Origin of the sequence: Gaoshiqia hydrogeniformans, from assembly GCF_049347105.1 — a bacterium.
Taxonomy (GTDB): Bacteria; Bacteroidota; Bacteroidia; order Bacteroidales; family Prolixibacteraceae; genus Gaoshiqia; species Gaoshiqia hydrogeniformans.
In genome coordinates, this window is record NZ_CP186334.1 from 901,791 (window position 1) to 927,289 (window position 25,499).

Annotated in this window: 28 protein-coding genes; 21 read left to right on the top strand and 7 right to left on the bottom strand. The window is 45.9% G+C overall.

The window, feature by feature from the left end; genetic code table 11:
* Positions 1-94 precede the first annotated feature (94 nt).
* The 4 genes from ACOIT5_RS03795 to ACOIT5_RS03810 are packed head-to-tail and all read left to right on the top strand — an operon-like array spanning position 95 to position 2,073.
* A complete protein-coding gene (locus tag ACOIT5_RS03795) occupies positions 95-373 on the top strand; it encodes a transposase (protein ID WP_423126434.1) in 279 nt (92 codons plus the stop codon).
* The gene (locus ACOIT5_RS03800) at positions 370-1,218 is read left to right on the top strand and encodes an IS3 family transposase (RefSeq protein WP_423126433.1); all 849 of its coding nucleotides are present in this window, start codon (positions 370-372) and stop codon (positions 1,216-1,218) included. The genes ACOIT5_RS03795 and ACOIT5_RS03800 overlap by 4 nt, the downstream gene beginning before the upstream one ends.
* Positions 1,219-1,241: 23 nt before the next feature.
* Positions 1,242-1,481: a hypothetical protein gene (locus ACOIT5_RS03805; protein ID WP_423130638.1), complete on the top strand. Its 240-nt coding sequence runs from the start codon at positions 1,242-1,244 to the stop codon at positions 1,479-1,481.
* The gene (locus ACOIT5_RS03810; RefSeq protein WP_423130605.1) at positions 1,417-2,073 is read left to right on the top strand and encodes an ion transporter; all 657 of its coding nucleotides are present in this window, start codon (positions 1,417-1,419) and stop codon (positions 2,071-2,073) included. The genes ACOIT5_RS03805 and ACOIT5_RS03810 overlap by 65 nt, the downstream gene beginning before the upstream one ends.
* Here ACOIT5_RS03810 and ACOIT5_RS03815 read toward each other — a convergent pair.
* Positions 2,041-2,802, bottom strand: coding sequence for an IS5 family transposase (locus ACOIT5_RS03815; RefSeq protein ID WP_423128629.1), 762 nt, complete (start codon positions 2,800-2,802; stop codon positions 2,041-2,043). The two genes, ACOIT5_RS03810 and ACOIT5_RS03815, sit on opposite strands and share 33 nt — an antisense overlap.
* Before the next feature lie 167 nt (positions 2,803-2,969).
* On the opposite strand from ACOIT5_RS03815, the gene ACOIT5_RS03820 reads away from it, so the two are divergent.
* Positions 2,970-4,037 (top strand): type I restriction endonuclease, encoded by a 1,068-nt coding sequence (locus ACOIT5_RS03820; protein ID WP_423129137.1) that lies wholly within the window; start codon positions 2,970-2,972, stop codon positions 4,035-4,037.
* Positions 4,038-4,372: 335 nt separating this feature from the next.
* Here ACOIT5_RS03820 and ACOIT5_RS03825 read toward each other — a convergent pair whose 3' ends face one another.
* The 4 genes from ACOIT5_RS03825 to ACOIT5_RS03840 all read right to left on the bottom strand — a co-directional run bounded on the left by ACOIT5_RS03825 (position 4,373) and on the right by ACOIT5_RS03840 (position 8,423).
* The gene (locus ACOIT5_RS03825) at positions 4,373-4,765 is read right to left on the bottom strand and encodes an HU family DNA-binding protein (protein ID WP_423129138.1); all 393 of its coding nucleotides are present in this window, start codon (positions 4,763-4,765) and stop codon (positions 4,373-4,375) included.
* A 725-nt stretch (positions 4,766-5,490) separates the two neighbouring features.
* Positions 5,491-6,621: a cytochrome d ubiquinol oxidase subunit II gene (locus ACOIT5_RS03830; protein WP_423129139.1), complete on the bottom strand. Its 1,131-nt coding sequence runs from the start codon at positions 6,619-6,621 to the stop codon at positions 5,491-5,493.
* A complete protein-coding gene (locus ACOIT5_RS03835; RefSeq protein ID WP_423129140.1) occupies positions 6,614-8,194 on the bottom strand; it encodes a cytochrome ubiquinol oxidase subunit I in 1,581 nt (526 codons plus the stop codon). Before ACOIT5_RS03835 ends, ACOIT5_RS03830 begins: the two co-directional genes overlap by 8 nt.
* A 7-nt stretch (positions 8,195-8,201) precedes the next feature.
* Positions 8,202-8,423 (bottom strand): DUF4492 domain-containing protein, encoded by a 222-nt coding sequence (locus tag ACOIT5_RS03840; RefSeq protein ID WP_423129141.1) that lies wholly within the window; start codon positions 8,421-8,423, stop codon positions 8,202-8,204.
* Between the two features lie 166 nt (positions 8,424-8,589).
* Between ACOIT5_RS03840 and ACOIT5_RS03845 the strand changes: the two genes are divergently transcribed.
* From ACOIT5_RS03845 to ACOIT5_RS03920, 16 genes are all read left to right on the top strand, one after another.
* Entirely contained in the window at positions 8,590-11,019 is a 2,430-nt protein-coding gene (locus tag ACOIT5_RS03845) for a heavy metal translocating P-type ATPase (RefSeq protein WP_423129142.1), read from the top strand.
* 152 nt (positions 11,020-11,171) lie between these two features.
* Positions 11,172-11,384 carry a cbb3-type cytochrome oxidase assembly protein CcoS gene (ccoS, locus tag ACOIT5_RS03850; protein ID WP_423129143.1) on the top strand — a complete coding sequence of 71 codons (213 nt, stop codon included), beginning with the start codon at positions 11,172-11,174 and terminating at the stop codon, positions 11,382-11,384.
* Between the two features lie 10 nt (positions 11,385-11,394).
* The gene (gene ccoN, locus ACOIT5_RS03855) at positions 11,395-13,536 is read left to right on the top strand and encodes a cytochrome-c oxidase, cbb3-type subunit I (RefSeq protein ID WP_423129144.1); all 2,142 of its coding nucleotides are present in this window, start codon (positions 11,395-11,397) and stop codon (positions 13,534-13,536) included.
* 3 nt (positions 13,537-13,539) lie between these two features.
* Positions 13,540-13,716, top strand: coding sequence for a hypothetical protein (locus ACOIT5_RS03860; protein ID WP_423129145.1), 177 nt, complete (start codon positions 13,540-13,542; stop codon positions 13,714-13,716).
* Between the two features lie 18 nt (positions 13,717-13,734).
* On the top strand, positions 13,735-14,361 hold the full coding sequence (locus tag ACOIT5_RS03865; protein WP_423129146.1) for a cbb3-type cytochrome c oxidase N-terminal domain-containing protein: 627 nt from the start codon (positions 13,735-13,737) through the stop codon (positions 14,359-14,361).
* Positions 14,362-14,407: 46 nt separating this feature from the next.
* The gene (gene ccoG / locus ACOIT5_RS03870; RefSeq protein ID WP_423129147.1) at positions 14,408-15,835 is read left to right on the top strand and encodes a cytochrome c oxidase accessory protein CcoG; all 1,428 of its coding nucleotides are present in this window, start codon (positions 14,408-14,410) and stop codon (positions 15,833-15,835) included.
* On the top strand, positions 15,825-16,274 hold the full coding sequence (locus tag ACOIT5_RS03875) for a FixH family protein (RefSeq protein WP_423129148.1): 450 nt from the start codon (positions 15,825-15,827) through the stop codon (positions 16,272-16,274). The genes ccoG and ACOIT5_RS03875 overlap by 11 nt, the downstream gene beginning before the upstream one ends.
* 11 nt (positions 16,275-16,285) lie before the next feature.
* Complete coding sequence (locus tag ACOIT5_RS03880; protein ID WP_423129149.1) at positions 16,286-17,008, top strand: sulfite exporter TauE/SafE family protein; 723 nt, start codon at positions 16,286-16,288, stop codon at positions 17,006-17,008.
* A 180-nt stretch (positions 17,009-17,188) separates the two neighbouring features.
* Positions 17,189-17,998: an SCO family protein gene (locus ACOIT5_RS03885; RefSeq protein ID WP_423129150.1), complete on the top strand. Its 810-nt coding sequence runs from the start codon at positions 17,189-17,191 to the stop codon at positions 17,996-17,998.
* A gap of 8 nt (positions 17,999-18,006) precedes the next feature.
* The gene (locus tag ACOIT5_RS03890) at positions 18,007-19,620 is read left to right on the top strand and encodes a cytochrome c oxidase subunit I (protein ID WP_423129151.1); all 1,614 of its coding nucleotides are present in this window, start codon (positions 18,007-18,009) and stop codon (positions 19,618-19,620) included.
* A 13-nt stretch (positions 19,621-19,633) separates the two neighbouring features.
* Positions 19,634-20,251: a cytochrome c oxidase subunit 3 family protein gene (locus ACOIT5_RS03895; RefSeq protein WP_423129152.1), complete on the top strand. Its 618-nt coding sequence runs from the start codon at positions 19,634-19,636 to the stop codon at positions 20,249-20,251.
* A gap of 14 nt (positions 20,252-20,265) precedes the next feature.
* Entirely contained in the window at positions 20,266-20,550 is a 285-nt protein-coding gene (locus ACOIT5_RS03900) for a cytochrome C oxidase subunit IV family protein (RefSeq protein ID WP_423129153.1), read from the top strand.
* A 5-nt stretch (positions 20,551-20,555) separates the two neighbouring features.
* Positions 20,556-21,494, top strand: a complete 939-nt coding sequence (coxB, locus tag ACOIT5_RS03905) for a cytochrome c oxidase subunit II (protein ID WP_423129154.1) — start codon at positions 20,556-20,558, stop codon at positions 21,492-21,494.
* Entirely contained in the window at positions 21,491-22,369 is an 879-nt protein-coding gene (locus ACOIT5_RS03910) for a protoheme IX farnesyltransferase (protein ID WP_423129155.1), read from the top strand. The genes coxB and ACOIT5_RS03910 overlap by 4 nt, the downstream gene beginning before the upstream one ends.
* Before the next feature lie 65 nt (positions 22,370-22,434).
* A complete protein-coding gene (locus ACOIT5_RS03915) occupies positions 22,435-22,914 on the top strand; it encodes a DUF302 domain-containing protein (protein WP_423129156.1) in 480 nt (159 codons plus the stop codon).
* Between the two features lie 9 nt (positions 22,915-22,923).
* Positions 22,924-23,232 (top strand): heavy-metal-associated domain-containing protein, encoded by a 309-nt coding sequence (locus ACOIT5_RS03920; RefSeq protein WP_423129157.1) that lies wholly within the window; start codon positions 22,924-22,926, stop codon positions 23,230-23,232.
* 74 nt (positions 23,233-23,306) lie between these two features.
* Here the strand turns inward: ACOIT5_RS03920 and ACOIT5_RS03925 are convergent, their stop codons facing one another.
* Both ACOIT5_RS03925 and ACOIT5_RS03930 read right to left on the bottom strand, forming a co-directional pair.
* A complete protein-coding gene (locus ACOIT5_RS03925; RefSeq protein WP_423129158.1) occupies positions 23,307-24,701 on the bottom strand; it encodes an outer membrane beta-barrel protein in 1,395 nt (464 codons plus the stop codon).
* Complete coding sequence (locus ACOIT5_RS03930) at positions 24,698-25,252, bottom strand: RNA polymerase sigma factor (RefSeq protein ID WP_423129159.1); 555 nt, start codon at positions 25,250-25,252, stop codon at positions 24,698-24,700. Before ACOIT5_RS03930 ends, ACOIT5_RS03925 begins: the two co-directional genes overlap by 4 nt.
* Positions 25,253-25,499: the final 247 nt, after the last annotated feature.

Sequence of the window (25,499 nt, forward strand, 5' to 3'; positions counted from 1 at the left end):
GATTTTAATGGGACACTAGTGAACATTAATATTTTATAATTACCCCCAAATTTAGGACAACAGAATTAATTTGAAATTATTAAAATTGTTGTCTATGAAAAGCAGAAGGAAATTTACAGCAGAATTTAAAGCCAAGGTGGCCGTCGAAGCCGTGAAAGAAAGGGAAAGCATCGCGGAACTGGCCAAGCGTTATGATCTTCATCCCAACCAGATCACCAACTGGAAGCGGGAGTTTTTAAATAAATCCTCAGTTGTTTTTTCGGAAGGATCAACCAAGGGTGACAAATCGGAAGACAAGGAAAAGCAGAAGCTGTACGAGGTGATTGGCCAGCAAAAGGTAGAGATTGATTTTTTAAAGAAAGCCTTGTCATGAAAGCCAGTCCCGCAGAGCGGCGCAAGATTGTTGACAAGGCCCGCCACAAGCTCAGTATCAAGCGGCAGTGTGAACTGCTGGGCATTCATCGTTCCGGGTACTATTATAATTTACAGGAAAAGCAAGAAGATGCCTTCAACCTTGAATTGATGAAACTGATCGATCAGCATTACCTGAAACATCCCTATATGGGAGTTCCGTCGATGACCCAATGGTTGGTCCGGGATATGGGGTTTCAGGTCAATCATAAGCGGATAGCCAGGTTATACCGGTTGATGGATTTGTCGGCAATCGTTCCGGGCCCGCATACCTCAAAAGGATGTAAAGAGCATAAGAAGTATCCCTATTTGCTGCGCAGCCTTGTCATTGAGCGGCCCAACCAGGTTTGGGGGATCGATATCACGTATGTTCCGGTCAGGCATGGCTATTTGTACCTGGTGGCCATTATTGACCTTTTTAGCCGTTTTGTGGTTGGATGGTCCCTGTCCAACACGATGGAATCCGAATGGGTACTGGAGACGGTCAAAGAGGCTATCAGCCAACATGGCAAGCCCGAAATAATCAACTCAGACCAGGGCAGCCAGTTTACCAGCGAGTTGTACACCGGTTTTCTGACAGGTGAAAATATCACCATCAGCATGGATGGACGGGGCCGTGCCACGGACAATATCTTTATTGAAAGACTGTGGCGCAGCCTGAAATACGAAGATATTTATCTGAATGCCTATGAAACGGGGCCCGAACTCTATATGGGGCTGAAACGATACTTTCATTATTACAATCAACAAAGACGGCATAGTTCGTTGGCTTACCAGGTTCCAGCAGAGATTTTCCAGGCAGCCTGATGAGTTATAAACAAAAACCAGAGATGTTGACAAAAGAAAAAAGTAGCCAAAAAAGAAAAGGTGTTAATAACCAGAATAACTCTCCGCTTCTCTGCGAGTTATTTCCGGTTGTTAACACCATTGCATCATCATTATCATCAAACTTAGTTTTATATTTATCCTGTCCTAAGGATGGGGGGAAGCATATTTGTCATGGAAATGATTACAAAAATTCATTTTCATGGGTTGGGTGGATATCTAAAATCAAGCTGGAACATATTTGATGGCATCCTCACTATACTGGCAATTCCATCATTATTCTTTTGGTTGTATGGATCATCCGGAAATCAGCTCGACTATTTATTGATACTAAGGATAACCAGAATCTTCAAATTCTTCCGGTTTATCAGATTCTTTCCTAACATAGAGAATTTGATAGCGGGAATTCAAAGGGCAATGAAGGCTTCGATAATTGTACTTTTGGGATTCTTCGTATTCATCTTTATAATTTCCGTTTTATCTTGTTTCATTTTCAAAAACATCGCCCCAAATTATTTTAGCTCTCCGGTCACTTCATTTTATACCATATTCCGAATATTTACGATCGAAGGGTGGTACGAAATACCCGATTATATTGCGCAGAATACAACAAGTACCATTGCATTCTTTTCAAAAATATACTTCATAACCATTCTTATCGCCGGAGGAATCTTAGGACTATCTTTGGTGAACTCTATTTTCGTAGATGCGATGGTTAGCGATAACAATGACGAATTGGAACGAAAGATTAATTCATTGGAAGAGAAAATTGATAAACTATTAGAGACTGTTTTGAAATCATTGTCAAAATTTGTTAAGCATCAATCTTATCATTGATAATTGGACAAAGGCTGCACTTGTTTCGGTCAACCTTTCATAGTCTTTCGAGGTCCGTCGTTGAAATGAAATCCAGGCAAATGTTCTTTCAACAATCCATCTTTTAGGCAGGATTTTGAATTTGTGGGCTTCATTTCTTTTGACAATTTCGAGGGCCCAACCAAATTTTATCCTGGCTGTCTCTATTAATTCCCCCCGATAACCGCCATCGGCAAATATTTTTACGATCCCTTTTATGTATTTATTTTTAAGGATTTTAAATACAAGTTCTGCGGCCTTGCTGTCATGTGGCGTTGCTGAATGGACTACAATGGCCAGTAGTAAGCCAAGGGTATCAACAACAATGTGCCTTTTTCTGCCCTTAATCTTTTTGCCGCCATCATACCCAATCTCGTCTTGACAAACATTGACTGTTTTAACGGATTGACTGTCAATTATGCCAACAGATGGAACAGGGTTTCTGCCTTTTTGCACCCTGACCTTTTCGACAAGATAATCATGCAATTCCTCCAAAAGCCCGTTTAACTTCCACTTTCTGAAGTAATAATAAACTGTCTGCCATGGCGCAAAGTCGTTGGGGAGCATCCGCCATTGGCAACCGGATTTGGTTATGTACAAAATTGCATTCACAATTGATCGTAAACTATGTTTTCTTTTTCGCTCTTGTTCAAACAAATCTTTTATAACTTGCCACTGGTTATCGGTTAAATCACTTGGGTAAATTTTCATCGTACACTAATTTGTCGTTATTTTAGTGCAAAGAAAATCTAACCTGATATAGTTAGCTGATAACCAATTTTTTAATTATAAACACCTTGGTGTTAATTGCGCTATAATATTTTTTAAATTTAAAATCAAAACAGTCTCTTAAATAATAAACTAAAATAAAAACGACTATGGACTTTAGTGATCAAATTGCTCATTTAGCTGACCGCGTTGAAAAACTTAAACCGCAACTATTAACCGAAGAAGCGACAAAGAATGCTCTGATTATGCCATTTATTCAAGCATTAGGATACGATGTATTTAACCCGATGGAAGTTGTTCCTGAGTTTACTGCTGATGTTGGCACAAAAAAAGGAGAAAAGGTTGACTATGCGATTCTACTTAACAACAAAGTAACTATTCTTATTGAATGTAAAGGTGTTAATGACTCTTTAGTTAATCACGATACGCAATTAATCAGGTATTTTCATGCCTGTGATGCAAAATTCGCCATTTTAACAAATGGGCAGATTTTTAAATTCTATACCGATCTTGAAGACCACAATAAACTCGACAGCAAACCATTCTTTGAAATTGACCTGCTCAATATTAAAGAACAACAGGTTGTAGAATTAAAAAAGTTCCACAAAGCTTATTTCGACATTGACAAGATCGTTGGAACAGCAAGTGAATTAAAATATTCGAATGAGATAAAGAATATTCTGAATAACGAAATCGAAGATCCTTCAGAGCCATTTATCCGGTTCTTTCTCACCCAAGTTTATCAAGGCAGGGCAACAGCTAATGTTATTGAACAATTTAAATCGATCGTAAAGAAGTCATTGGCACAATGGCTAAGCGACCGGGTCAGTAACCGATTAAAGTCAGCATTGGAAAAAGAAAATGAGAGCGACAAAATAGCCTCTGAAGCAGTAGAGGATAATGATGACAATGACGAACTCAAGAGAAATATCGAGACAACTGAAGAAGAATTGGAAGGCTTTTATATCATCAGGGCTATTTTACGTCAAAAAGTGGATGGAACCAGGATTATCCATAGAGATACACAAACTTACTTCGGAGTATTGTTGGACGATAATAACCGCAAACCTATTTGCAGATTATATTTCAATGGTTCAAAAAAACGAATTGAACTTTTTGATGAAGCAAAAAAAGGAACTAAATACGACCTTACAAATCTGAATGATATTTATAACCATTCGGAGCATCTTTTAAAAACAATTGGTTTTTATGAATAATACGAATCACGAGTTAATCGTTAAAAAAAAAAGGATCTTTTATTGAACGCCCTTCGGGGTTCTGTTTCGTGCATCGCTGTTAACCACGGGTGTAACCCGTGGTTATTCATGTTTAATCCTTTCAGGATTATCTTGTCATAATTAGCCTGACAGATAGCTTATTATACAGATTTATTAATTCCAAACAGATTACTCTTGACTATAAAATTCACGGGGAACCCAGGACCTCAAAAAAACACGTTAGATTTTAGGAAAAACCACGTTAGGTTTTGAGCGAAACCACGTGTGATTCGAATCAAAACCACGTGTGGTTTTTTTGAGAACCACAGCAGGTTTTATTTTTCTTTCACTTTGCTAAAACCTGCTGCTTTCAGGGTTTCGAGAATGCGCTTACCGGGACGGTAGTTCACACTTGCTTTTCTAATTGTTTCGGCATCTACATCTTTTTCCTTCTCTTCGCCTTTACTGCTAATGGCCGGGTAAAGACTCCCCAGTTTTTCGAGACGTATAATCCGGCTTTGGGCCAGTTTGTCCTGGATGACGTTCTCCAGGGCAACGATCACTCCGCGAATGTCGGCTTCCGACAGCGCACTAAACTTTTCGATTTCTTTTACCAGTTCGTCAACCGTAACTTCTTTACCGTAAACAATCTGGGCATAGAACTTTTTTTCGCCACCCCCAACAACGCCGGGTTGGCCTTTTTCAATTACTTTATAATCTATTGCCATTTCAGTTTAATTTAGATTGTTGGAACATGTATACATAAAACAGGGCCCTGGCCCCCGTGAATCCGGTAAAAAGCCGCCACCGTACCGACCGGCAGCAACACCATCACCTTACACATGCATTCCTGTTAAACATTCATCCCGGATGCCCCGTCCTACCCGGCAGAGCATCAAGAAACCGGAAAGAAAACCATCCGATGGGATTTGAAAACCTGTTTCAACAAAACAAGCTTATTGTTTCGCAGATCAAATAAACAAAAAACGATTATAAAAGAAGATGTTGTTAAATATCCGACAATTTATTAACCAATACTTGATTTTTAATTCACCACAACAGGGGTTTCGTTCGTTGGTAAAAAACATTTGTTCATCACCGGTTTTGATACATTCGGCTTAAAACCAAATCGTACAAAAACAGTGAAATTGTTAATAAAAAGGCTGCCGGAAAAACGATCCGATAAGTCATCCCGAACTTGTTTCGGGATGACTTATCTTTACGATACAGACCCCGAAACAAGTTCGGGGTGACTCTGTTAGATGGTAGTATGTTTTTCCGGCAGCCTTTATGGATTCAGTAAAAAAACGAATACTTATTCTTCAATCTTTTCAAATACCTGGTTGTATTTTCTGATCACCAGTTTCACGAGGAACCAGGATAAGACGATCAGGGCCGGCCAGGTCAGAAAAAGTAAAATGGAACTCCAGTACATATGCTAAGTGGTTTAATGTTAATAGGAATGTGATTCTTCGCTGATTTCTTTCGCATCAATCTTCTTGCTGTTCATGGCCCGCCAGAACCACCAGATGTAGGCTGCCACGAAGGGCACAAAAAGCGAAACGTAACTCATCACTGTCAGGGTAAAATGGCTCGACGAGGCCGTTTCGATGGTCAGCGACGATTGCAGATCGTACAGCGAAGGGTAAAAAGCCGTTTGATTGAAGCCGGCCATCAGGAACAACATCCAAACCGCCAGCACTGTACCGCCGCCTGCAAACCAGATACCTTTTGAACCGTTTTTGAAAACGGCATCAACCATTCCCCACAAAACACCCGCTACGCCAACCAGCAGGATAAGGGCAACCAGCGGCATTTGCAACAGGTTGTGCAGGTACTTGAATTTCTCCGTAAACACCTCGCCGGTAGCCGCATGGTAGGCATACCCCTCCTTTAACAACAACCAGATCAGGAAATACAGGAAAAAGACCAAAAACGGGAGTCCATTGTAAAGCACCTGCTTTTTAGCCCGCGCATAAATCTGATCATCATCTACCGAGTTGATGAAATAAAGGGCGCCCAACACCCGCGCCAGGAAAAAAACCGACAGGCCCAGGGCTACGTTGTGGAAGGTGAGCACCGCTTCGAGCCCGCGGTAAGGAGTTTGCCAGAGCACATTGTTCATGTCGTTGAGGCTGAACATGGCGCCGTTGAAAAAAGTACCCACAGCTGTTCCAACCAGGATGGTCCCGAAAGCGCCGTTCAGGATCAGGAAGATTTCATAGGTTTTGGCGCCCAGCAGGTTGTCGGGCTTTTTGCGGTACTCGTACGAAACCGCCTGGATGACAAAGAAAAACAGGATGGCCATCCAAACCCAGTAAGCGCCCCCGAACGAAGTGGCGTAAAACAGGGGGAAGGAGGCAAAAAAAGCACCTCCGAATGTCACCAGGGTGGTAAAGGTAAATTCCCATTTCCGCCCCAGCGTATTCACTAAAAGCGTCCGTTCGTTTTCATTTTTTCCGATGGTGTAAATCAGTGTTTGCCCTCCCTGTACAAAGGTCAGGAAAACAAACAGGGCCCCCAGCAACGACACGATGATCCACCAGTATTGTTGTAATGCCAGATGTGATAAATTTTCAAACATTATTTGTTCCTCCTTCAGTGATTTTTGGTCCGATTTTAATTTGACGAAGCATGATCTTAATTTCAGCGATCAGCAAAATGGTAAAGATGGCGGCAAACAACCAGAAGGTCACCTGCACGGCGCTGACGCTGATTTGGGTAACGGCTGCCACGGTGGGCATCAGGTCCTGAATCACCCAGGGCTGACGGCCCGCTTCGGCCACAATCCAGCCGGCCTGCGAGGCAATGTAAGCCAGCGGGATCGTCCAGATGGCCAGGCGTAAAAAGCCTCGCCGCCGGTCTAAAGTGCCCTTCACCACATAAAGCAACGATAAGGCGAAGAAAAGGATAAAATAAAACCCCAGCCCCACCATGATGTGGAAACTGTAGAACGAAAGCGCCACATTGGGGATCAGCATGTTGGGGTCGGTAATGTAACCGTAACCAAAGTATTTAAAATAGTTTTCCTGAAAATCCTCGTCCATAAATTCGGCCTTCAGCCGTTGGGCCTGCTCTTCGTCGCCGGCTTTTTTGGCTTCTTTAAATTCCTTTAGCTTAAGGATGGCCGTTTTACCGCGCTCTATTTTTTCTCCGGCCGGCATGATCCCTTGCTTTTCATTTCCGTCAATCAGGTCGTTCACCCCCGGAACAAAAGCATTCCAGTCCATGTAGGCCATATACGAAAGGATATTCGGTATCTCCACCTTAAAGTTGAAGTCCATCAGGTTTTCGTTGGAAGGGTCGGTATCGGTGGTCGACATAAAACCGAGGGCAATGAGCCCGGCCCCCTCGCTCCCGTTGTAGAGGCCCTCGAAAGCGGCAAACTTCATCGGTTGGTTTTGAGCAATATGCCTGGCCGAACTGTCGCCGGTAAAAGCCAGGTAAACCGACGACACCAAACCAAATACCGCGGCAATGGCAATACTCTTCCGGGCAAACACCAGTTCGCGCTTTTTAAGTAAAAACCAGGCCGAGATGCCAATCACGAAAATAGCCGCCAGTACAAAACCGGAGGACGTAGTATGCAAAAACTTGTCGACAGCCACGGGCGAAAACAAGACCTCCCAGAAATTAACCATTTCGTTTCGGGCTGTTTCGGGGTTAAACTGCATGCCAACCGGGCTTTGCATCCAGGCATTGGCCACCAGGATCCAAAGGGCCGACAGGTTGGCGCCAATGGCCGTGAGCCAGGTCGCTGCCAAATGCACCTTTTTGCTTACCTTGTTCCATCCAAAAAACATGATGGCAATAAAGGTCGATTCCATAAAAAAGGCCAAAATACCCTCGATGGCCAGCGGCGCACCAAAAATATCGCCCACAAACCAGGAATAATTCGACCAGTTGGTGCCAAACTCAAATTCGAGGATAATTCCGGTAGCCACCCCGATCGCGAAATTAATGCCGAAGAGGGTCATCCAGAACTTGGTAATCTTTTTCCATTCCGGGTCTCCTGTTTTTACATACAGGGTTTCCATCATCGCAATGATGACGGTAATGCCCAGGGTAAGCGGCACAAAAACCCAGTGATACATGGCGGTAAGGGCAAACTGCGCCCTCGACCAGTTAACTAAGGATAAGTCGATTGCTTCTAACATGTGTTTTTTATTTTGTATTTGTCAAGTTGTCCAATACGTGCTCGCTGCGCTGTTCGTCGGTATCAAAATTGGTTTTCAGGAAATTAGGAAAGAAAAACAACTTCAGGATCACAAACATAATGAACAGCTTGATCAGGATCACCAGCCACACCTGCTTCCCCCAACCGCTCATATTCCTGAACCCGTCCAGATAAAAATGCCCGACCCGCCGGAAAATATTTTGTTTCATATCTGTCGTTTATAGATCATGATTAATGAGAAGAAAAACAATCCTGGCAACATATTGTTGAATATCTTTCAATTTTAGGATGACTGTAAGATAGACAAAACGAAGCGGAAAATAAACCGGATTCTTCATCATTTTTCACAACCTTTGAAATGATCAACTGTTAAAGGTGAAAAAAAAAATCATGCCCGAAACAACCAACCCTACTCAAACCGTTTGTATCCATTGCGGCGACGACTGCGGCAAACACCCGGTGACCTGGGACGATAAGGCCTTTTGCTGTACCGGTTGCCAAACGGTCTATCAGCTGTTAAATACCAATAAACTGGGCAAATACTACGAAATCGCGCAGTTACCGGGCATTAAGCTGGACACTACGGAACATGTTACCGACGACAAATACGCTTTTCTCGACCTGCCTGAAATCGGCCGGCAACTGCTCGACTTTAGGGATTCGGGCATCGCAAAAGTCCGCTTTTTTATCCCGGGGATTCACTGTGCTTCCTGCATTTGGCTGCTCGAAAACCTGCATACCCTCCACAAAGGGGTCATGCAATCGTCGGTCAACTTTCCGAAGAAAGAAGTGAGCATCACCTATAAAGAAGACGCGATTTCCCTGCGGAAACTGGTCGAATTGCTGGTTTCCATCCATTACGTTCCTGAAATCAGCCGAAAAGACCGGGAGCAATCGCGACCTGCCCGGACCAGCCGCATCCTGCTAACAAAGATCGGCATTGCCGGGTTCAGCTTCCTCAATACCATGCTGTATCATTTCCCGCAATATCTACCCGGCAAAGAACAGCTGGAAAGTCATTTTCAACTGTTTTTTGGATGGCTCAGCTTTGCTTTAAGCCTGCCTGTTTTATTTTACTGTGCCAGCGACTATTTCCTGACAGCCTGGAAAGGCCTGAAGAATAAAGTCATCAGCATTGATACGCCCATCGCCCTCGGCCTGCTGATGTTGTTTATTCAAAGTACCTACGAGGTGGTCACGCAAAGCGGGATCGGTTATTTCGATTCGCTCACCGGCCTGGTGTTTTTTATGCTCACCGGGAAGTGGTACCAGGGAATTACCTATGAAGCCTTAACCTTCGAACGCGATTACAAAACTTATTTTCCCGTAGCCGTGACCAAACTCACCGATGCAGGACGCGAAACCATCCCGCTGGAAGAACTCCGGGCAGGCGACCGGATCCTGGTGCGCAACCAGGAACTGATCCCGGCCGACTCGGTTATTTTCAAGGGAAAAGGAAGCATCGACTACAGCTTTGTTACCGGCGAGTCGATCCCGGTGTCGAAAAATGAAGGAGAATTTGTCTTTGCCGGCGGCAGGCAAACCGGCAGCGGCATCGAGCTTCTGGTACAAAAAGAAGTGGAACAAAGCTACCTCACCCAACTCTGGAACCAAAGCGAACAGGACGGGAATACCCGTAAAACTTCGATGACCGACATCATCAACCGGGTCAGCCAGTACTTTACCCTGATCGTAATTTCCATCGCCCTGGCAGCAGCCATCTATTGGTTTCCGACCGACCATGGCAAAGCGGTATTCGCCTTTACATCGGTGCTGATTATTGCCTGCCCCTGCGCATTGGCCCTCACGGTTCCGTTTACCTTCGGGAGCACGATGCGCTATTTCGGAAGGAAAGGGTTTTACCTGAAAAATGCCGACGTCATTGAAAAACTTTACCACACCGATACGGTGGTTTTCGACAAAACCGGAACCATCACCCATTCCCAGGAGGCGAAGGTTCAGTTTGCCGGCGAAAGCTTAACCCACGAACAACAACTGATGATCCGCTCCCTGGCTTACCATTCCACACATCCGCTGAGTAAAGCCATCTACAGGCACCTTCCCGAAGGTGAACTTTTCGAAGTGAAAAATTATACCGAACTGCCTTCCCTGGGCATCAGCGGAACCATCCGGGGCGAAAAGGTCAACATCGGTTCCCGGTATTTTGTGACAGGCGAGACAGCCGACGGGGAAGAGTTAAAAACACAGGTTTGGATTTATATTAACAACCGGGTGCCGGGCTATTTCCAATTTGAGAACAAATACCGGGAAGGTTTATCCGAAACCATTGAGCAATTAAGGAAACAGGCAGAGCTGCATCTGATCAGCGGCGACAATGAGTCGGAACGCGATAATCTGCTGCCGCTTTTTAAAGATCATGCCCGTCTGAACTTCAACCAATCGCCAACAGATAAGCTCAACTACGTCCGGAATTTGCAGACCAACGGGAAAAACGTGCTGATGATCGGCGACGGGCTGAATGATGCCGGTGCGCTGAACGAAAGCAAAGTCGGGCTGGTGATTGCCGATAACATCTATCATTTCACGCCGGCATGCGATGCCATTTTACAAGCCGGTAAGTTTGCCGGACTCAATAAGTTCATCCGGTTTACCCGTACCAGCATGAAAATTGTGAAGCTGAGCTTCCTGATTTCCTTTCTGTATAACCTCATCGGGATTTCGTTTGCGGTACAGGGAAATTTATCGCCTGTCGTCGCTGCCATCCTGATGCCGCTCAGTTCGGTCTCGGTGGTTGCATTCGCCACATTCGCAGTGAGATTTACCGCCAAGCGGGCCGGACTGTAAACTGATTGTTTGTTTTTTGTGAAAAAAAAGAATTGTGATGAAAAAACAATGTTTAACGAAGCTTGTTATTTGGACATTAGCTTGTTTTATGGATAATTTCCAAAACAATCTGTAAGAATCCTTTAAACTGAACCCTAAACGGAAAACGCCTTATGTCTGTTTTATACTTCCTGGTGATTATTGGTATCCTGGTGGCAGCCGCCTTTCTTGCAGCCTTTATCTGGGCTGTGCGTTCGGGGCAGTTTGATGATTCGTATACGCCTTCCGTGCGTATGCTTTTCGACGATATGCCAACAAGTGAGGAGGGTCCCTCCCCGGGGGAAGCACAACAAAAAACAATCAAAAAAACCGATGATATAAAATAAATCAACTGATATGGAATTGGAAAAATTTAGTTACGACAACAAAATTACCCGCAATTTTGCCATCGCAACCATTGTATGGGGGGTGGTTGGCCTGTTGATGGGAGTCATTGTTGCCCTTCAGATTTTTATCCCTGAAATGAATTTCAGCCTGGAGTTTACCACCTTTGGACGGACCCGGCCGGTTCACACGAACGCCGCCATTTTCGCCTTCGTGGGAAATGCCATCTTCACGGCCGTGTATTACTCCATGCAACGCCTGCTTAAAACCCGGATGTACAGCGATTTACTGGGGAAAATCCATTTTTGGGGATGGCAACTGATTATTGTAGCCGCGGCCGTTACCTTGCTGGCCGGCTTCACCACCGGAAAAGAATATGCCGAATTGGAATGGCCCATCGACATTGCCATCACCCTGGTTTGGGTTGTTTTTGGCATCAACATGTTTGGCACCTTGTTGCAACGCCGGACAAGTCACATTTATGTAGCCATTTGGTTTTACATTGCTACCTGGGCAACCGTTGCCGTGCTGCATGTAGTCAATTCAATTGAAATTCCGGTCAGCGCCTTTAAAAGTTACCCGGTTTATGCAGGAATTCAGGACGCCCTGGTGCAGTGGTGGTACGGACACAATGCCGTGGCCTTTTTCCTGACCACCCCCTTCCTGGGGCTGATGTATTATTTTGTGCCGAAAGCCACCAACCGCCCGGTTTATTCCTATAAATTATCGATTATCCATTTCTGGTCGCTCATTTTCATTTACATTTGGGCCGGTCCGCACCATTTGTTGTACAGCTCGCTACCAGACTGGCTGCAGGCGCTCGGGACCACCTTCTCGGTGATGCTGATCGCCCCCAGTTGGGGAGGCATGATTAACGGCTTGCTTACCTTGAGAGGCGCCTGGGATAAAGTTCGCAGAGACCCGATCCTGAAAATGTTCGTAGTGGGGCTTACAGCCTACGGTATGGCCACATTCGAAGGGCCGCTGCTGTCGCTCAAATCGGTGAATGCCATCAGCCATTTCACCGACTGGACCATCGGGCACGTACATATCGGCGCCCTGGGCTGGAACGGACTGCTCACCTTCGGCATGCTGTACTGGTTGTTTCCCCGGCTTTTCAACACCAAACTATACTCAGTGAAACTGGCCAACGTGCATTTCTGGCTGGCAACCCTGGCTATTATCTTTTATGCCGTCCCGTTGTATATCGGCGGAATCACCCAGGCCCTGATGTGGAAACAGTTCACCCCCGAGGGATACCTGATGTACCCCAACTTTCTCGAAACCGTCACGCAGCTGGTCCCCATGTACGCTATCCGTGCATTTGGAGGCATCCTGTACCTGAGCGGCTTCCTGCTGTTGGTTTTCAACCTGGTAAAAACGGCGCAATCAGGTAAGTTCCTGGCCGAAGAAGAAGCACAGGCCCCGGCGCTGGTCAACCCGGAAAGGCCAAAAACAGCCAACGAAAGCTGGCATGGATTTCTGGAACGCAAGCCGATTCGTTTCCTGATCTTTGCAACCATCGCCATCCTGATCGGCAGTATTTTTGAAATTGTGCCTTCGTACCTGATCAAGTCCAATGTGCCGATCATCCCGACGGTACAGCCCTATACGCCGCTCGAGCTGCAAGGGCGCGACATTTATATCCGGGAAGGTTGTTACACCTGTCACTCGCAAATGATCAGGCCTTTTCGCTCCGAAACCGAACGGTACGGCGAATATTCAAAGGCCGGCGAATTCATCTACGATCGTCCGTTCCAGTTTGGTTCCAAACGTACCGGCCCCGACCTGGCGCGTGAAGGGGTAAAAACCGGCCGGATATACAAACCCAATGCCTGGCATTACAACCATTTCATCGACCCGCAAAAGATGAACGAAGCGTCCATCATGCCCAAATATCCCTGGTTGGCCAAAAAGGACATCGACCTAAGCTCGACCCCGGCCAAAATCAGGGTGATGAAAAAGCTGGGCGTCCCCTACCCCGACAATTATGAAATGCAGGCCAACGACGATCTGAAAGCACAGGCCGAACAGATTGCAAAAAACCTGCACGAAGCCGGTATCGAAACGGAAAGCACAAAAGAAATCATCGCCCTGATCGCCTACATCCAACGGCTGGGCACCGACATTATGGTTAAACCCGAAAACGAATAAGCCATGATCGGAGAAACACTCAGAAGCATTGACCATGTCGGCATATATGCGATTATTGGCTTTTTTATCTTCTTTATCTTCTTTATCCTGGTAGCCATACACACGGTAAAGATGGACAAAGAAAAGACCCGACGATTCAGTCATTTACCTTTGGATGACAACAAGGAGCAAACAAGTTGAACTGAAAAAATCAGCCTTATGAGAACAGAAAAAAATCAACAGCAAAACGCCAATAAACCAGAAGAATACGACGATTTATCCAAAATAAAATTCATCGGGGGACACGAATACGACGGGATCCGGGAACTCGACAACGGCATACCTGCCTGGTTCAAATATTTGTTTTACGCCACCATCGTTTTCGCCTTCTCCTACCTGATGCTGGTTTTTGTTTTTAAAGACGAAAGCATCATTCAGGAGAAAGAATACCGCGAAGAAATGGCTGCCGCCCGCAAGGATAAAGGACAACCCGCCGGCAAAACAGCCGTGTTAGCCGAAGTCAAACCAAAGTCGGAAGCCGAAATCATGGCCGACGGAAAACTGACCTTCGACCGGATTTGCTCGGTTTGCCACGGAAAATTCGGACAAGGACTGGTTGGTCCCAACATGACGGATGAATACTGGATTCATGGCGGAAGTTATGAAAATATGAAAGAAGTAGTGCTGAACGGGGTGATCGAAAAAGGAATGATCCCCTATAAAGATCAGCTGTCCCGGGACCAAATTCACCATGTTATTACCTATATCCGGTCGTTGCAGGGCAGCAATCCGCCAAACCAGAAAGCGCCCGAAGGTGAAAAATACATTCCCGAAACAATCGAATAACTTGCATCCCGGATAGCAAAAAAACCGCAAATACAAAACAACGGCTATGGAGCACATGGAAAAACCCGAAGAATTCAGGAAAGTCACCTTTCGCGACCGTATTTCGACGGTAGGCAATGACGGGAAGCGGGTTTGGGTATTTCCGCAAATGCCCAGGGGAAAACTTTATAACTACCGCCGCGTAGTAGCTTACCTGCTACTACTGTTTTTCTACCTCGCCCCTCACCTGACACTGAACAAGCAACCGCTGGTCCTGCTCGACTTTGCCAACAGGCATCTTACCTTGTTTGGCCAGACCTTCTATCCGCAGGACGCTCACTTGCTCGTATTGATCCTGCTTACTTTTTTGGTTTTCATTATCCTTTTTACCGTCATTTACGGACGTGTTTTCTGCGGATGGGCCTGCCCGCAAACCATCTTCATGGAGTTTTTATACCGTCCGGTTGAATACCTGATTGACGGCAACCGGAATAAACAACGCGAATTGGCCCGGCAGGAAATGAACCCGGTGAAGGCATTCAAACGGATCCTGAAGCACGGTATTTTCCTGATGATCTCGTTCTTCAGCACGCTCACCTTTTTAGCTTACATCATCAGCTTCCGGGAAGTGAGGTTACTTCTGCAAGGCTGGCCGTTTCCCAACACGGGAAGTTTTCTGGCTGTTCTGGCATTTACCGGAGCCCACTATTTCATCTTCGCCTGGTTTCGCGAACAGGTTTGCACCCTGGTGTGCCCCTACGGCCGGCTGCAGGGAGTGATGCTCGATGAGAACTCCATTGTAGTTGCTTACGATTACAAACGCGGTGAACCTCGCGGACGGGGAAGACACGAGGAAAAAGGCGACTGCATTGATTGTAAACGTTGTGTGGATGTTTGCCCTACCGGTATAGACATCCGAAACGGTACCCAGCTGGAGTGCATTCATTGCACAGCCTGCATGGATGCCTGCAATGCCGTGATGTACACCGTAAACAAACCCGCAGGCCTCATCCGTTACGCATCCGAACGCTCAATCCGGGAAGGAACCGGCAAACTGATGAATGCCCGTTCGCTGGCCTACTCAGTGGTCCTTTTCGTTTTACTCGGCGTAGCTGGTTTTGCATTTATCGACCGAAGCGAGGTGGAAACCACCATTATCCGCATGCAGGGAACTCTGTTCCAGGAACACGGACAGGAGGCATACAGCAATTTGTACAACCTGCAAATGATCAATAAAACCAACGCTTCGTCCACGCTCGACTTGCAACTTTTGGAACCGGAAGGCGAAATCAGGGTGTTGGGCAACCCGCTTGTACTCGAGCCGGGAGAATTGATTTCGCGAAACCTGCTCATCATATTAAATAAACCGATCCTGAAAAGTTCCAACACCCGGATCATCATCGGAGTATACAAGGAAGGTGTGCTGACCGACAAAATCAGTTCGGGCTTTGTGGGACCAAACTCATTGGATAAAAAGCAAACATATGAAGATTAACATAAATTGGGGTACAGGAATTGTCATCGCCATCATCCTGATGATTTCGGGCATGCTGTTTTTGGTGTATCTGGCCACCCGGCAGGATTATTACCTGGTAGAAAAAGATTATTACCAAAAATCAGTCAATTACCAGGAACAAATTGAACGAATTAGGAATGCCAATCAACTTATGGTGAAACCAGACTTCAGTTACGGCAACCACCGGCTGACACTTCAACTGCCCCCTGAATTTAAAGGAAAAACGATTGCCGGCCAATTGCGCATCTACAGCCCGGTGAACGAAGCTTACGATCTCAGCTTCAACCTGAAGCCCGACACAGCATTGAGGCAATACCTGGCGCTGGAACAATTACCCAAAGGCCGCTATACCCTGAAACTGGACTGGACAGCCGGGGAAAAGGCTTATTACTTCGAGCAAAATTTTCATAAAGAATAAAATCAATTAAGATGGCTGATTTAATTACACCTTTAACATTGGGATTGCTTGGCAGTTTTCATTGCATTGGCATGTGCGGCCCCATTGCGGTGGCGCTTCCCCTGAGAAGCCATAGCTGGCTGTCGAAAATCAGTGGCGGATTACTTTACAACCTGGGACGAACCCTCACCTATGCCCTTTTAGGCATCCTGTTTGGTTTACTGGGAAGAGGGATTCAACTGGCCGGATTTCAGCAATGGACTTCGATCCTGTTAGGTATCCTCATGATCCTGAGCGTTCTGTTTCCCTATTTCTTCAGGCAGAAGATCAGCATCGGCAACTTATTCACGGGTTATGCTGCCCGGCTGATCAGCAACCTGCAACAACTTTTCAGGAAGCACGACTGGTCGTCGCTGTTTCTGATCGGCTTACTGAACGGCCTGCTTCCCTGCGGATTGGTTTACGTGGCTGTCGCCGGGGCCATCAACACCAACCAGGTGACTGACGGCGCCTTGTTTATGGCCTTGTTCGGATTAGGTACCATCCCGATGTTGCTGGCTGTTTCGCTAACCGGAAACGCCATCAGCGCCGGATTGCGATCAAAAATGCGGAAACTTGTGCCCTATTTTGTGGTCTTACTGGGAATTCTGTTCGTGCTGCGCGGCCTTTCGCTGGGCATTCCGTACGTAAGCCCCAAAAGTGAGAAGTTAGCCCCAAAAACGGAAGTCATTCATGAGGAAAGTTGTTGTCATTAGCCAAACCGTCCTTCGTTTCGCCTAAATTGACTTACAATGAAGAAGCGGTAATTGTGATCTGATCAAAACTGAAAATTTTCGGTTTTTATTCATTTTCATTAAACATTCAACAGTGCTTAAGGGTTTCTTATCATGAAATTGAAACGGGTCAATTTATTTTGAATAAAATCAAAACCCAAAATGACTAAAATTCAAAGGCAAAACCCCAAATTCTTAATCATACCGATCTTGCTTTTCCTGTTTTCAGGCGCAGCAGGACAGTCATCGCTGATTGATGACCGCAGCAGGGATCCGGAGATTGGCGTGATTGAACACCTGGATGAGTATTTGCCTGAAGACATTTATATCGTTGGAGAAGACTCCCAAAAAGTAACTCTGACCAGCCTGATCGACCGACCCACTATCCTAAACCTGGTGTATTACCGCTGCCCGGGAATTTGCAGCCCGCTGATGGAAGGTTTGGCTGATGTAATGAATAAATCGGACCTGAAAGCCGGGGTGGATTACCAGGTACTCACCATCAGTTTCGATCCGACTGAAACCCTCGATTTGGCCTTGCGAAAAAAAACCAACTACCTGAACCTGACCGATAAAAAAGAAGAACTGGCGGGGGGCTGGAAATATTTCATTTCAGACAGCGCCAGCATCGCGAAACTGACCCAAACCGTTGGTTTTAGGTATAAACGTACCGGCAATGATTTTCAACATGCGGCGTCGGTGATGGTGATCAGCCCCGACGGGAAGATTACCCGCTACCTCAACGGACTATATTTTTTACCTTTCGAATTTAAAATGGCCATCGTTGAAGCCGGCAAAGGGCAATCGGGCCCAACAATCAACAAGCTTCTGCAATATTGTTACTCGTATGATCCGGTTGGCCAGACTTACGTGTTGAATGTCACTAAAATATCCGGCACGCTGATCCTGTTTTTTGCAGCGCTTATTTTCCTGTACCTGATTTTAAAACCCAAGAAGAAAATAACAAACTAACTATTTTTATGCAAGCAAGTTCTCAAATACCCCATGATGTAAGTTATCTCGATTACCAAGGGAAGTACAAAGGCATACTGGGTTGGATTTTGTCGACCGACCACAAACGGATCGGCCTGCTGTACATGTATTCCATGATGACGCTTTTTCTGGTTGGTGTGGCATTGGGGCTCGCCATGAAACTGGAGCTGATCGCTCCGGGAAAGACCATCATGGAAGCCAAAGATTACAATGCCGTATTCACAGTTCACGGGGTGATTATGATTTTTATGATTGTTGTTCCCGGGCTTCCGGCCGTGTTTGGCAATTTTTTACTGCCGATCATGATCGGCGCCAAAGACGTAGCCTTTCCCAAGTTGAACCTTCTCTCGTGGTACGTGTATATTGCCGGGGCCGTCCTGGTGATTTCCTCCCTGATTTTCGGAGACGGATCGCCGGATACGGGCTGGACTTTTTACGCGCCCTACAGTTTTAAAACCGGGTCGAACCTGTTGCCGGCCATTTTCGGCGCCTTTGTCTTGGGCTTTTCATCCATCCTCACGGGCCTGAATTTTATTGTCACCATCCACCGAATGCGGGCGCCCGGAATGACCTGGACCAAGATGCCGCTTTTCCCCTGGACACTTTACGGAACTGCCTGGATACAATTGCTGGCAACGCCGGTGATTGGCATCACCCTGGTATTGGTTTCCCTGGAACGAATCTTCGGGATCGGGATTTTTGACCCGGTATTGGGTGGCGACCCGATCCTGTACCAGCATTTATTCTGGATTTACTCGCACCCCGCCGTGTATATTATGATTTTACCGGCCATGGGCGCAATTTCCGAGATCATTCCTACCTTCGCACAAAAACATATTTTTGGGTATAAAGCCATTGTTGGTTCTACCTTGGCTATCGCTTTTGTAGGCTACTTCGTGTGGGGGCACCACATGTTCACTTCGGGCATGAGCGGGACCGCCCAGTATACTTTTTCGTTATTAACCTTCCTGGTTGCCATTCCAAGCGCGATCAAAGTGTTTAACTGGATCTCCACCATGTATAAAGGCTCCATCAACGTACAAACACCGTTTTTCTGGGCAGCTTCCTTTATTTTTGTATTCATGATCGGCGGTCTGTCCGGCCTGGTTCTTGGCGCTTTGGCCACCGACGTTTACCTGCACGACACGGCATTTGTTGTTGCCCATTTCCACTTCATCGTGTTTGGCGGCGTAGGCTTCTCCTTTTTCGGCGCTATTCATTACTGGTTCCCCAAAATTTTTGGACGGATGTACGATAAATCCTGGGCCAATGCCGGTTGGATCACATTCTTTGTCGGTTTTCTGGCCCTGTATTCACCAATGTTTTATCTCGGCTTCCTGGGGATGCCCCGCCGGTATTACGATTACCTGGAACAATTCCACTCGGCTAATATTTTATCCACTTTAGGTTCATGGGTAATGACTTTTGGTCTGGTGATCATCATCATCAACCTGTTCCGGTCGGCAAAACACGGAGCGCCGGCGCCTGAGAACCCGTGGGGTGGAAAAACGCTGGAATGGACTGTTCCTTCACCCCCGCCGGTAGAAAATTTTGAGACCATCCCTGTTTACCGGGAAAAAGACGGACCTTACGAATACTAAAAAACGAATACCTATGTCACAAGTTATCCATCACGATGAACATTACGATGCCGAAGGTTCAAAAATAGGGATGTGGCTGTTTATTTTTACCGAACTGCTACTTTTCGGCGGATTATTCATCGTTTACTCCGTTTACCGCTTCATGAACCAGGACGCCTTTCATTTGGCAGCCGAAGAATTAAATACCTCGATCGGGGCAATCAACACCGTGATCCTGCTGATCAGCAGTATGACCATTGCCATGTCGACGTCTGCCATTCAAAAAGGACAGAAAGGAACCACCATTTTATTGCTGGAAATCACCTTCATCCTCGGCCTGGTTTTTTTAATCAACAAGTATTTTGAATGGGGAATCAAATTTGAGCATGGCATTTTCCCCGGATCGGAACATATGCTGGAAAACCTCAGCCAGGGCGAGATCCTGTTCTTTGGCTTGTACTTCGTGATGACCGGCCTGCACGCCCTGCACATTATCATCGGTCTGATCCTGATCGGCGTTACGCTGGCCAAAGTGTCGAAAGGGACGGTACATGCCGAACGGTCGGCCCTGATCGAAAATGCAGGTCTTTACTGGCACCTGGTCGACCTGATCTGGATTTTCCTGTTCCCTTTATTTTATCTAATCCATTAAAACCTGGTTGAAGTATGGAAAACGAAAAACATCACATCGTCTCCTACCGGACATATTTTTTCATCCTGCTGGCCTTGTTAGCCTTTACATTCCTGTCGATTATGATCACAGGAATTGAATTGGGAGAATTAACCGTTGCGGCAGCGCTGGTTTTTGCTTCGGTAAAATCATACCTGGTGCTCACTTATTTTATGCACCTGAAGTATGACAAACCATACATCCGCCTGATGGTCGGATTTGTATTTATGCTTTTTCTGGCTGTAATCATCATCACCTTTTTCGACTACTCATTCAGATAATGACTATGTATATATTAGCATCCACACAAGCTTCCAATTTTGTTTCCGGTGTCGACCGGGCATTTATAATTATCCTGGCCGTTTCATTTCTTTTCCTGATTGGCTTAACAGGCACGATGATCTGGTTTATTTACCGTTACAACAAGAAACGGAACCCGCAGGCAACCCAAATCAAAGGAAGCAATACGCTGGAAGTCATCTGGACGGTCATCCCGACCATCCTGGTACTGATTATGTTTTATTATGGCTGGGCGGGTTGGAAACCCATGACCAAAGCTCCCGACGACAGTTTTGAGATTGACGTGATTGCCCGGATGTGGAACTTCACCTTCGAATATGAAAACGGGAAAAAGACAGATACCCTGTTTGTTCCGAAAGACAAGCCGGTAAAACTAAACCTGGTCGCCCTGGATGTATTACATTCGGTTTATATCCCGGCTTTCAGGGTAAAAGAAGATGTGGTTCCGGGAAAAGACAAATTCATGTGGTTTATCCCGCAAAAAGAAGGTACCTACGAATTGTTCTGCACCGAATATTGCGGCTTACAGCATTCGTACATGTACAATTGGGTGAAAGTGATGCCTGAAGAAGACTTTGAAAAGTGGTATGTTGATACCACTATCAAGGTTGCAGCAGTTGATTCGCCTTCAGCTGCCGGAAAAAGGATCATGACCAACATCGGCTGTCTGGCCTGTCATACACTCGACGGGTCGAAACTGATTGGTCCTTCCTTTAAAGGTTTATACGGAAGCACCAGATCGGTGACAACAGGCAGGGAAAAACGGGAAGTGGTGGCTGATGACGAATACATCAAACACTCGGTTTTCGATCCGGGAGCCGACATTGCCGCCGGCTTTAACAAGGGTTTGATGCAATCGTACCAGGGGCAGTTATCGGAAGAGGATGTTGCATTAATCATTGAATACCTGAAAACATTGCAATGACGAAACTAAGTTTTAGCTCATATGTCAAAATTATTCTTGAATTGGGCAAAGTGCGGATTTCGTTGCCCGTTGCTTTATCGGCGCTGACCGGCTTCGCCTTGCAAACCGGCAAAATCGGACCATCCGGTTTTTGGCTGGCCCTCGGCGTATTTCTGATTTCGTGCAGCTCAAGCGCCATCAACCATTGGCAGGAGTACAAAACGGATGCCCTGATGCCCCGTACCCGGACGCGTCCGATTCCATCGGGGAAGATCAGCCCGGTTTTTGCAGTTCTCACTGCCCTGGGTTACTTGTTGTCGGGCAGCCTGATTTTACTGATCCATCAACCGGTTATTGCACTTATCATCAGCCTCATAACTCTGCTTTCGTACAATGTATTTTATACCCCCTTAAAAAAAATTACAGCCTTTGCCGTGGTACCCGGCTCGCTGGTTGGAGCTCTCCCCCCCTACGTCGGATGGCTGGCGGCCGGAGGCTCACTTACCGACCCGGTTATTTTTTGGGTAGCCACCTTCTTTTTTATCGGACAAATTCCACACTTCTGGCTGCTTCTGCTCATGTTTGGCAAAGAATACAAGCTGGCCGGATATCCCAGCCTGCATGATCATTTTACCGAGAACCAGATTAAGCGGTTGAGTTTTACCTGGGTACTGGCAACCATGGCGTCTGCTTTAATCATTGCCGTAAAAATCATGATCGGACACGTAGCCATGTTCATTCTTATCTTTTACATTTTTTACCTGATATTTTCTTTAAGCATCGAGATCCTGGTAAAAAAGAACCTGCGTGTTCGTCCGGCATTTTTCAAACTGAACTTCCTCTACCTCTTCATGATGATCGCCCTGATTGTCGACAGCTTGTTGTTCCGTTCGTGAACATTTGTAGCCTTCGAATGTTTCATTGAAATATCTATATGATTGGATATTTAATCGTTTTAATCATGAAAAAAGGTACTCGTATGTTTCTAACAGGAATAATTACCGGTCTGATCATCAGTGTGGCTTTCGTTTTACTGATGGCACCGAAGATGATGTTTACCGTGAGCGAAAGTCAATTCGACTTTGAAAAAACAAAAGAAGTAATTGAGCAGGCCAGTAAGGAAAACAACTGGAGTATGCCTCACCAGTATGATTTGCAGGCCACTATGTCGAAAAACGGGTTTACCGTGAAACCGGTAACTGTTTTTTCTGTCTGCAAACCCGATATTGCCGTACGGATTCTGGACGACGACGCCAACCGCCATATTTCGTCGATGATGCCTTGCCGTATCGCGATTTATGAAAAAGCCGACGGCAAAACTTACATTGCACGGATGAATGCCAATTTCATGTCCAAACTACTGGGAAGTGAAGCGAAAGCAGTGATGAGCGAAGCCGGTGCCGGAAGTGAAAAAATTCTTGAACAAGTCATAAAAAAATAACCAATGATCATGAAAACAGTTCTTCTGTTATCTGCAGTCGTGTTGCTCCTGTCCTGCGGACAAAAAAATGCTAAGGAAGCCGAAACCCTCAGTACAACAAAACCGGTTGAAATCGTTTTTCATGTGGAAGGAATGACCTGCGACCATTGTGAAATGTCGATCCAAAAAAGTGTCAGCGAACTGAAAGGCATCAGCCTGGTTGAAGCGAACCATGAAGATTCGATAACCGTTGTATCATTTGACCCGGAGAAAATAACCGAGAAAGAAATTATTACAGCCATTGAGAAACGGGGCTATACGGTAACCGGGCATAGGTAAATACCGGAGAAACACCTTCATCAACAATATCCAACAGATGATGAATCTGTTCTAATCTGACGGTGATTTGCTCTTTAAAAGCGGTAACTCAAGCCGGTATGGACCCCAATGGTATAGGGTTTAAAATTAACCGACGGATTATCGGACAGGGAACCCAGGTAATATTTTAGCTGCGGTTCAATCCGTAACTGAAGCTTCTCGGTCAGTCCGTAAGCCAATCCCAAACCAATACTGGTGGAATAGCTGATCCTGCTCATATCTTTTGTACTGCCAATACGGTTTTGCCCGCTTCCGTCTTCCATATAGGTATTGTTGCCGATCAGGAAACCGGTATTCAGCCCGCCTAAAAACTGAACATCGATAATTTTGTCGATCACGAGGTAACGAACCAGGAGCGGAATCTCCACATACTCAAATTGCTGGTCGAAATTGGCGCTGGTCAGCATCACCTCCCGGCTGGGACCAGAAAAGCTTGATTCGGGCGAAACAGACAAACTGGTGCCATCCGGTAAATGATCCAGCTCAACCACTCCCGCTGACGCGTTAATCTGCATGATTCCTTTCTCAACCTGTACACCTGTGTTTAAATAGCTTTTATCCAGGGCATCAGACACAAAATTCATACTTTCGCGCGAAGGGCTGTTCGACGAAGATTGTCCCAACTGATTATAGTGCAAGCCACTCTGGATGCTCCACCGTTTACCGGTTGAATAACCAACCGAAACGCCCCCTCCCAACTGCATGGCTTTAGTCGATCCCGGATGCGTCATATTGCTGGCATAAACAGCATCATAGGAGCTTTGGTTGATCGCATAAACCGGCGAAATCATGGCCCCCAGATCCCAGGCCTTAGCCGCTTTCTCTTCGTTTCGGGCAGTCAGCTGTTTCCGGTTCAGTTCAATCATAGCCAAATCGGACGCCGACAAGCGGTCGGAACCATCCCCTCTGTCTCGTTTTATTTCGGCCAATCCGGCCCCTTCCGGGCTGCTCCCGGATTCAAGCCGGGCATCGCGCGGAGCCAATGCCCGGTACGACTCACGTGTTTCAGTCACTGTCTGCACTGTTAATGGTGAACTTTCTTTTTCTGTGTTTATCTGGCCCAACAACACCGCTTGTTTTTGTTCCGGGGTTTCAGTCACTGAACGTAGTTCTGCCGAAGGCTTAGATAGCTCACCCGGGCTTTCAGCGACCCCGGCTTTCGCCTGATCTGGCGATTGACCGCTTATTTGTTCAACAAGCGTCCCTGGAAATTCCTCCTGCCGGTTATGTTGCAGTTGCCAACCAAGTACAAAGGCTAACAACACAGCTGCCGCAACTCCGCTGATCCGAATAATTACAAACAGCCGCTTTTTGCGTTGCACGTTCTGCTTCTCATGGATCCGGTCCCAAACATATGCCGGCGGACTCTGCTCAAAATGTTCTAATTTTGAACGGATTAGCTCATCCAATATGTTATCGTTGTTCATCATGCAGAATAATTATTTTCCAGTTTTTCAAAATTCATGACAACTTTTTTTTTCAGAATCATCCGGGCGCGGGCCAGATTCGACTTCGATGTTCCCTCCGATATTTTCAACTCATCTGCGATTTCTTTATGATTCATCCCTTCAAAAATAAACAGGTTAAAAACCATCCGGTACCGGGGGGGAAGTTCCTGAATCAGCTTCATCAGGTCGTTGGCCGATATTTCCGAGATAATTTCATCTTTAAAATCCGGGGTATCATAAACAGCCATATCTTCCACCGGATATAACAAATGCTGCTTTCGGTATTTCTCGAGCGAAACATTCACCATGATCCGCCTGATCCAGCCCTCGAACGAACCCTCGTGCCGAAATGTTCCAATTTTTTCAAAGACCTTCATAAATCCTTCCTGCAAATTATCCTCAGCTTCAGTCTGATCTTTACAATAACGCATACAAACCCCATACATCTTTGGTGCAAATAACTGGTATAAACGGGCCTGCGCCTTCGGTTTTCCAGCAGCACAATCTTTTATGAGTTGACTGAGGTCTTCCAAGGTTAAATCAATTAGCTAAGTGTAAAATTACCCTATTTAGGCAATTCCCGGTTTAACTTCTTCATCTTTTCTCAAGCGAAGATGCAAACTTGTGCGTAATGGTTGCGTAAACATTAAAAAAAATTAACCGGCAACGCAACGATGTATCTCGTTGATCATCTATCTGTAAAAAGTCACGAAAACCGGATTCCGATGAAATGCCATGATAAATCGAATCCCGTAGCCTGAGAATTAAAAAACATGGCAG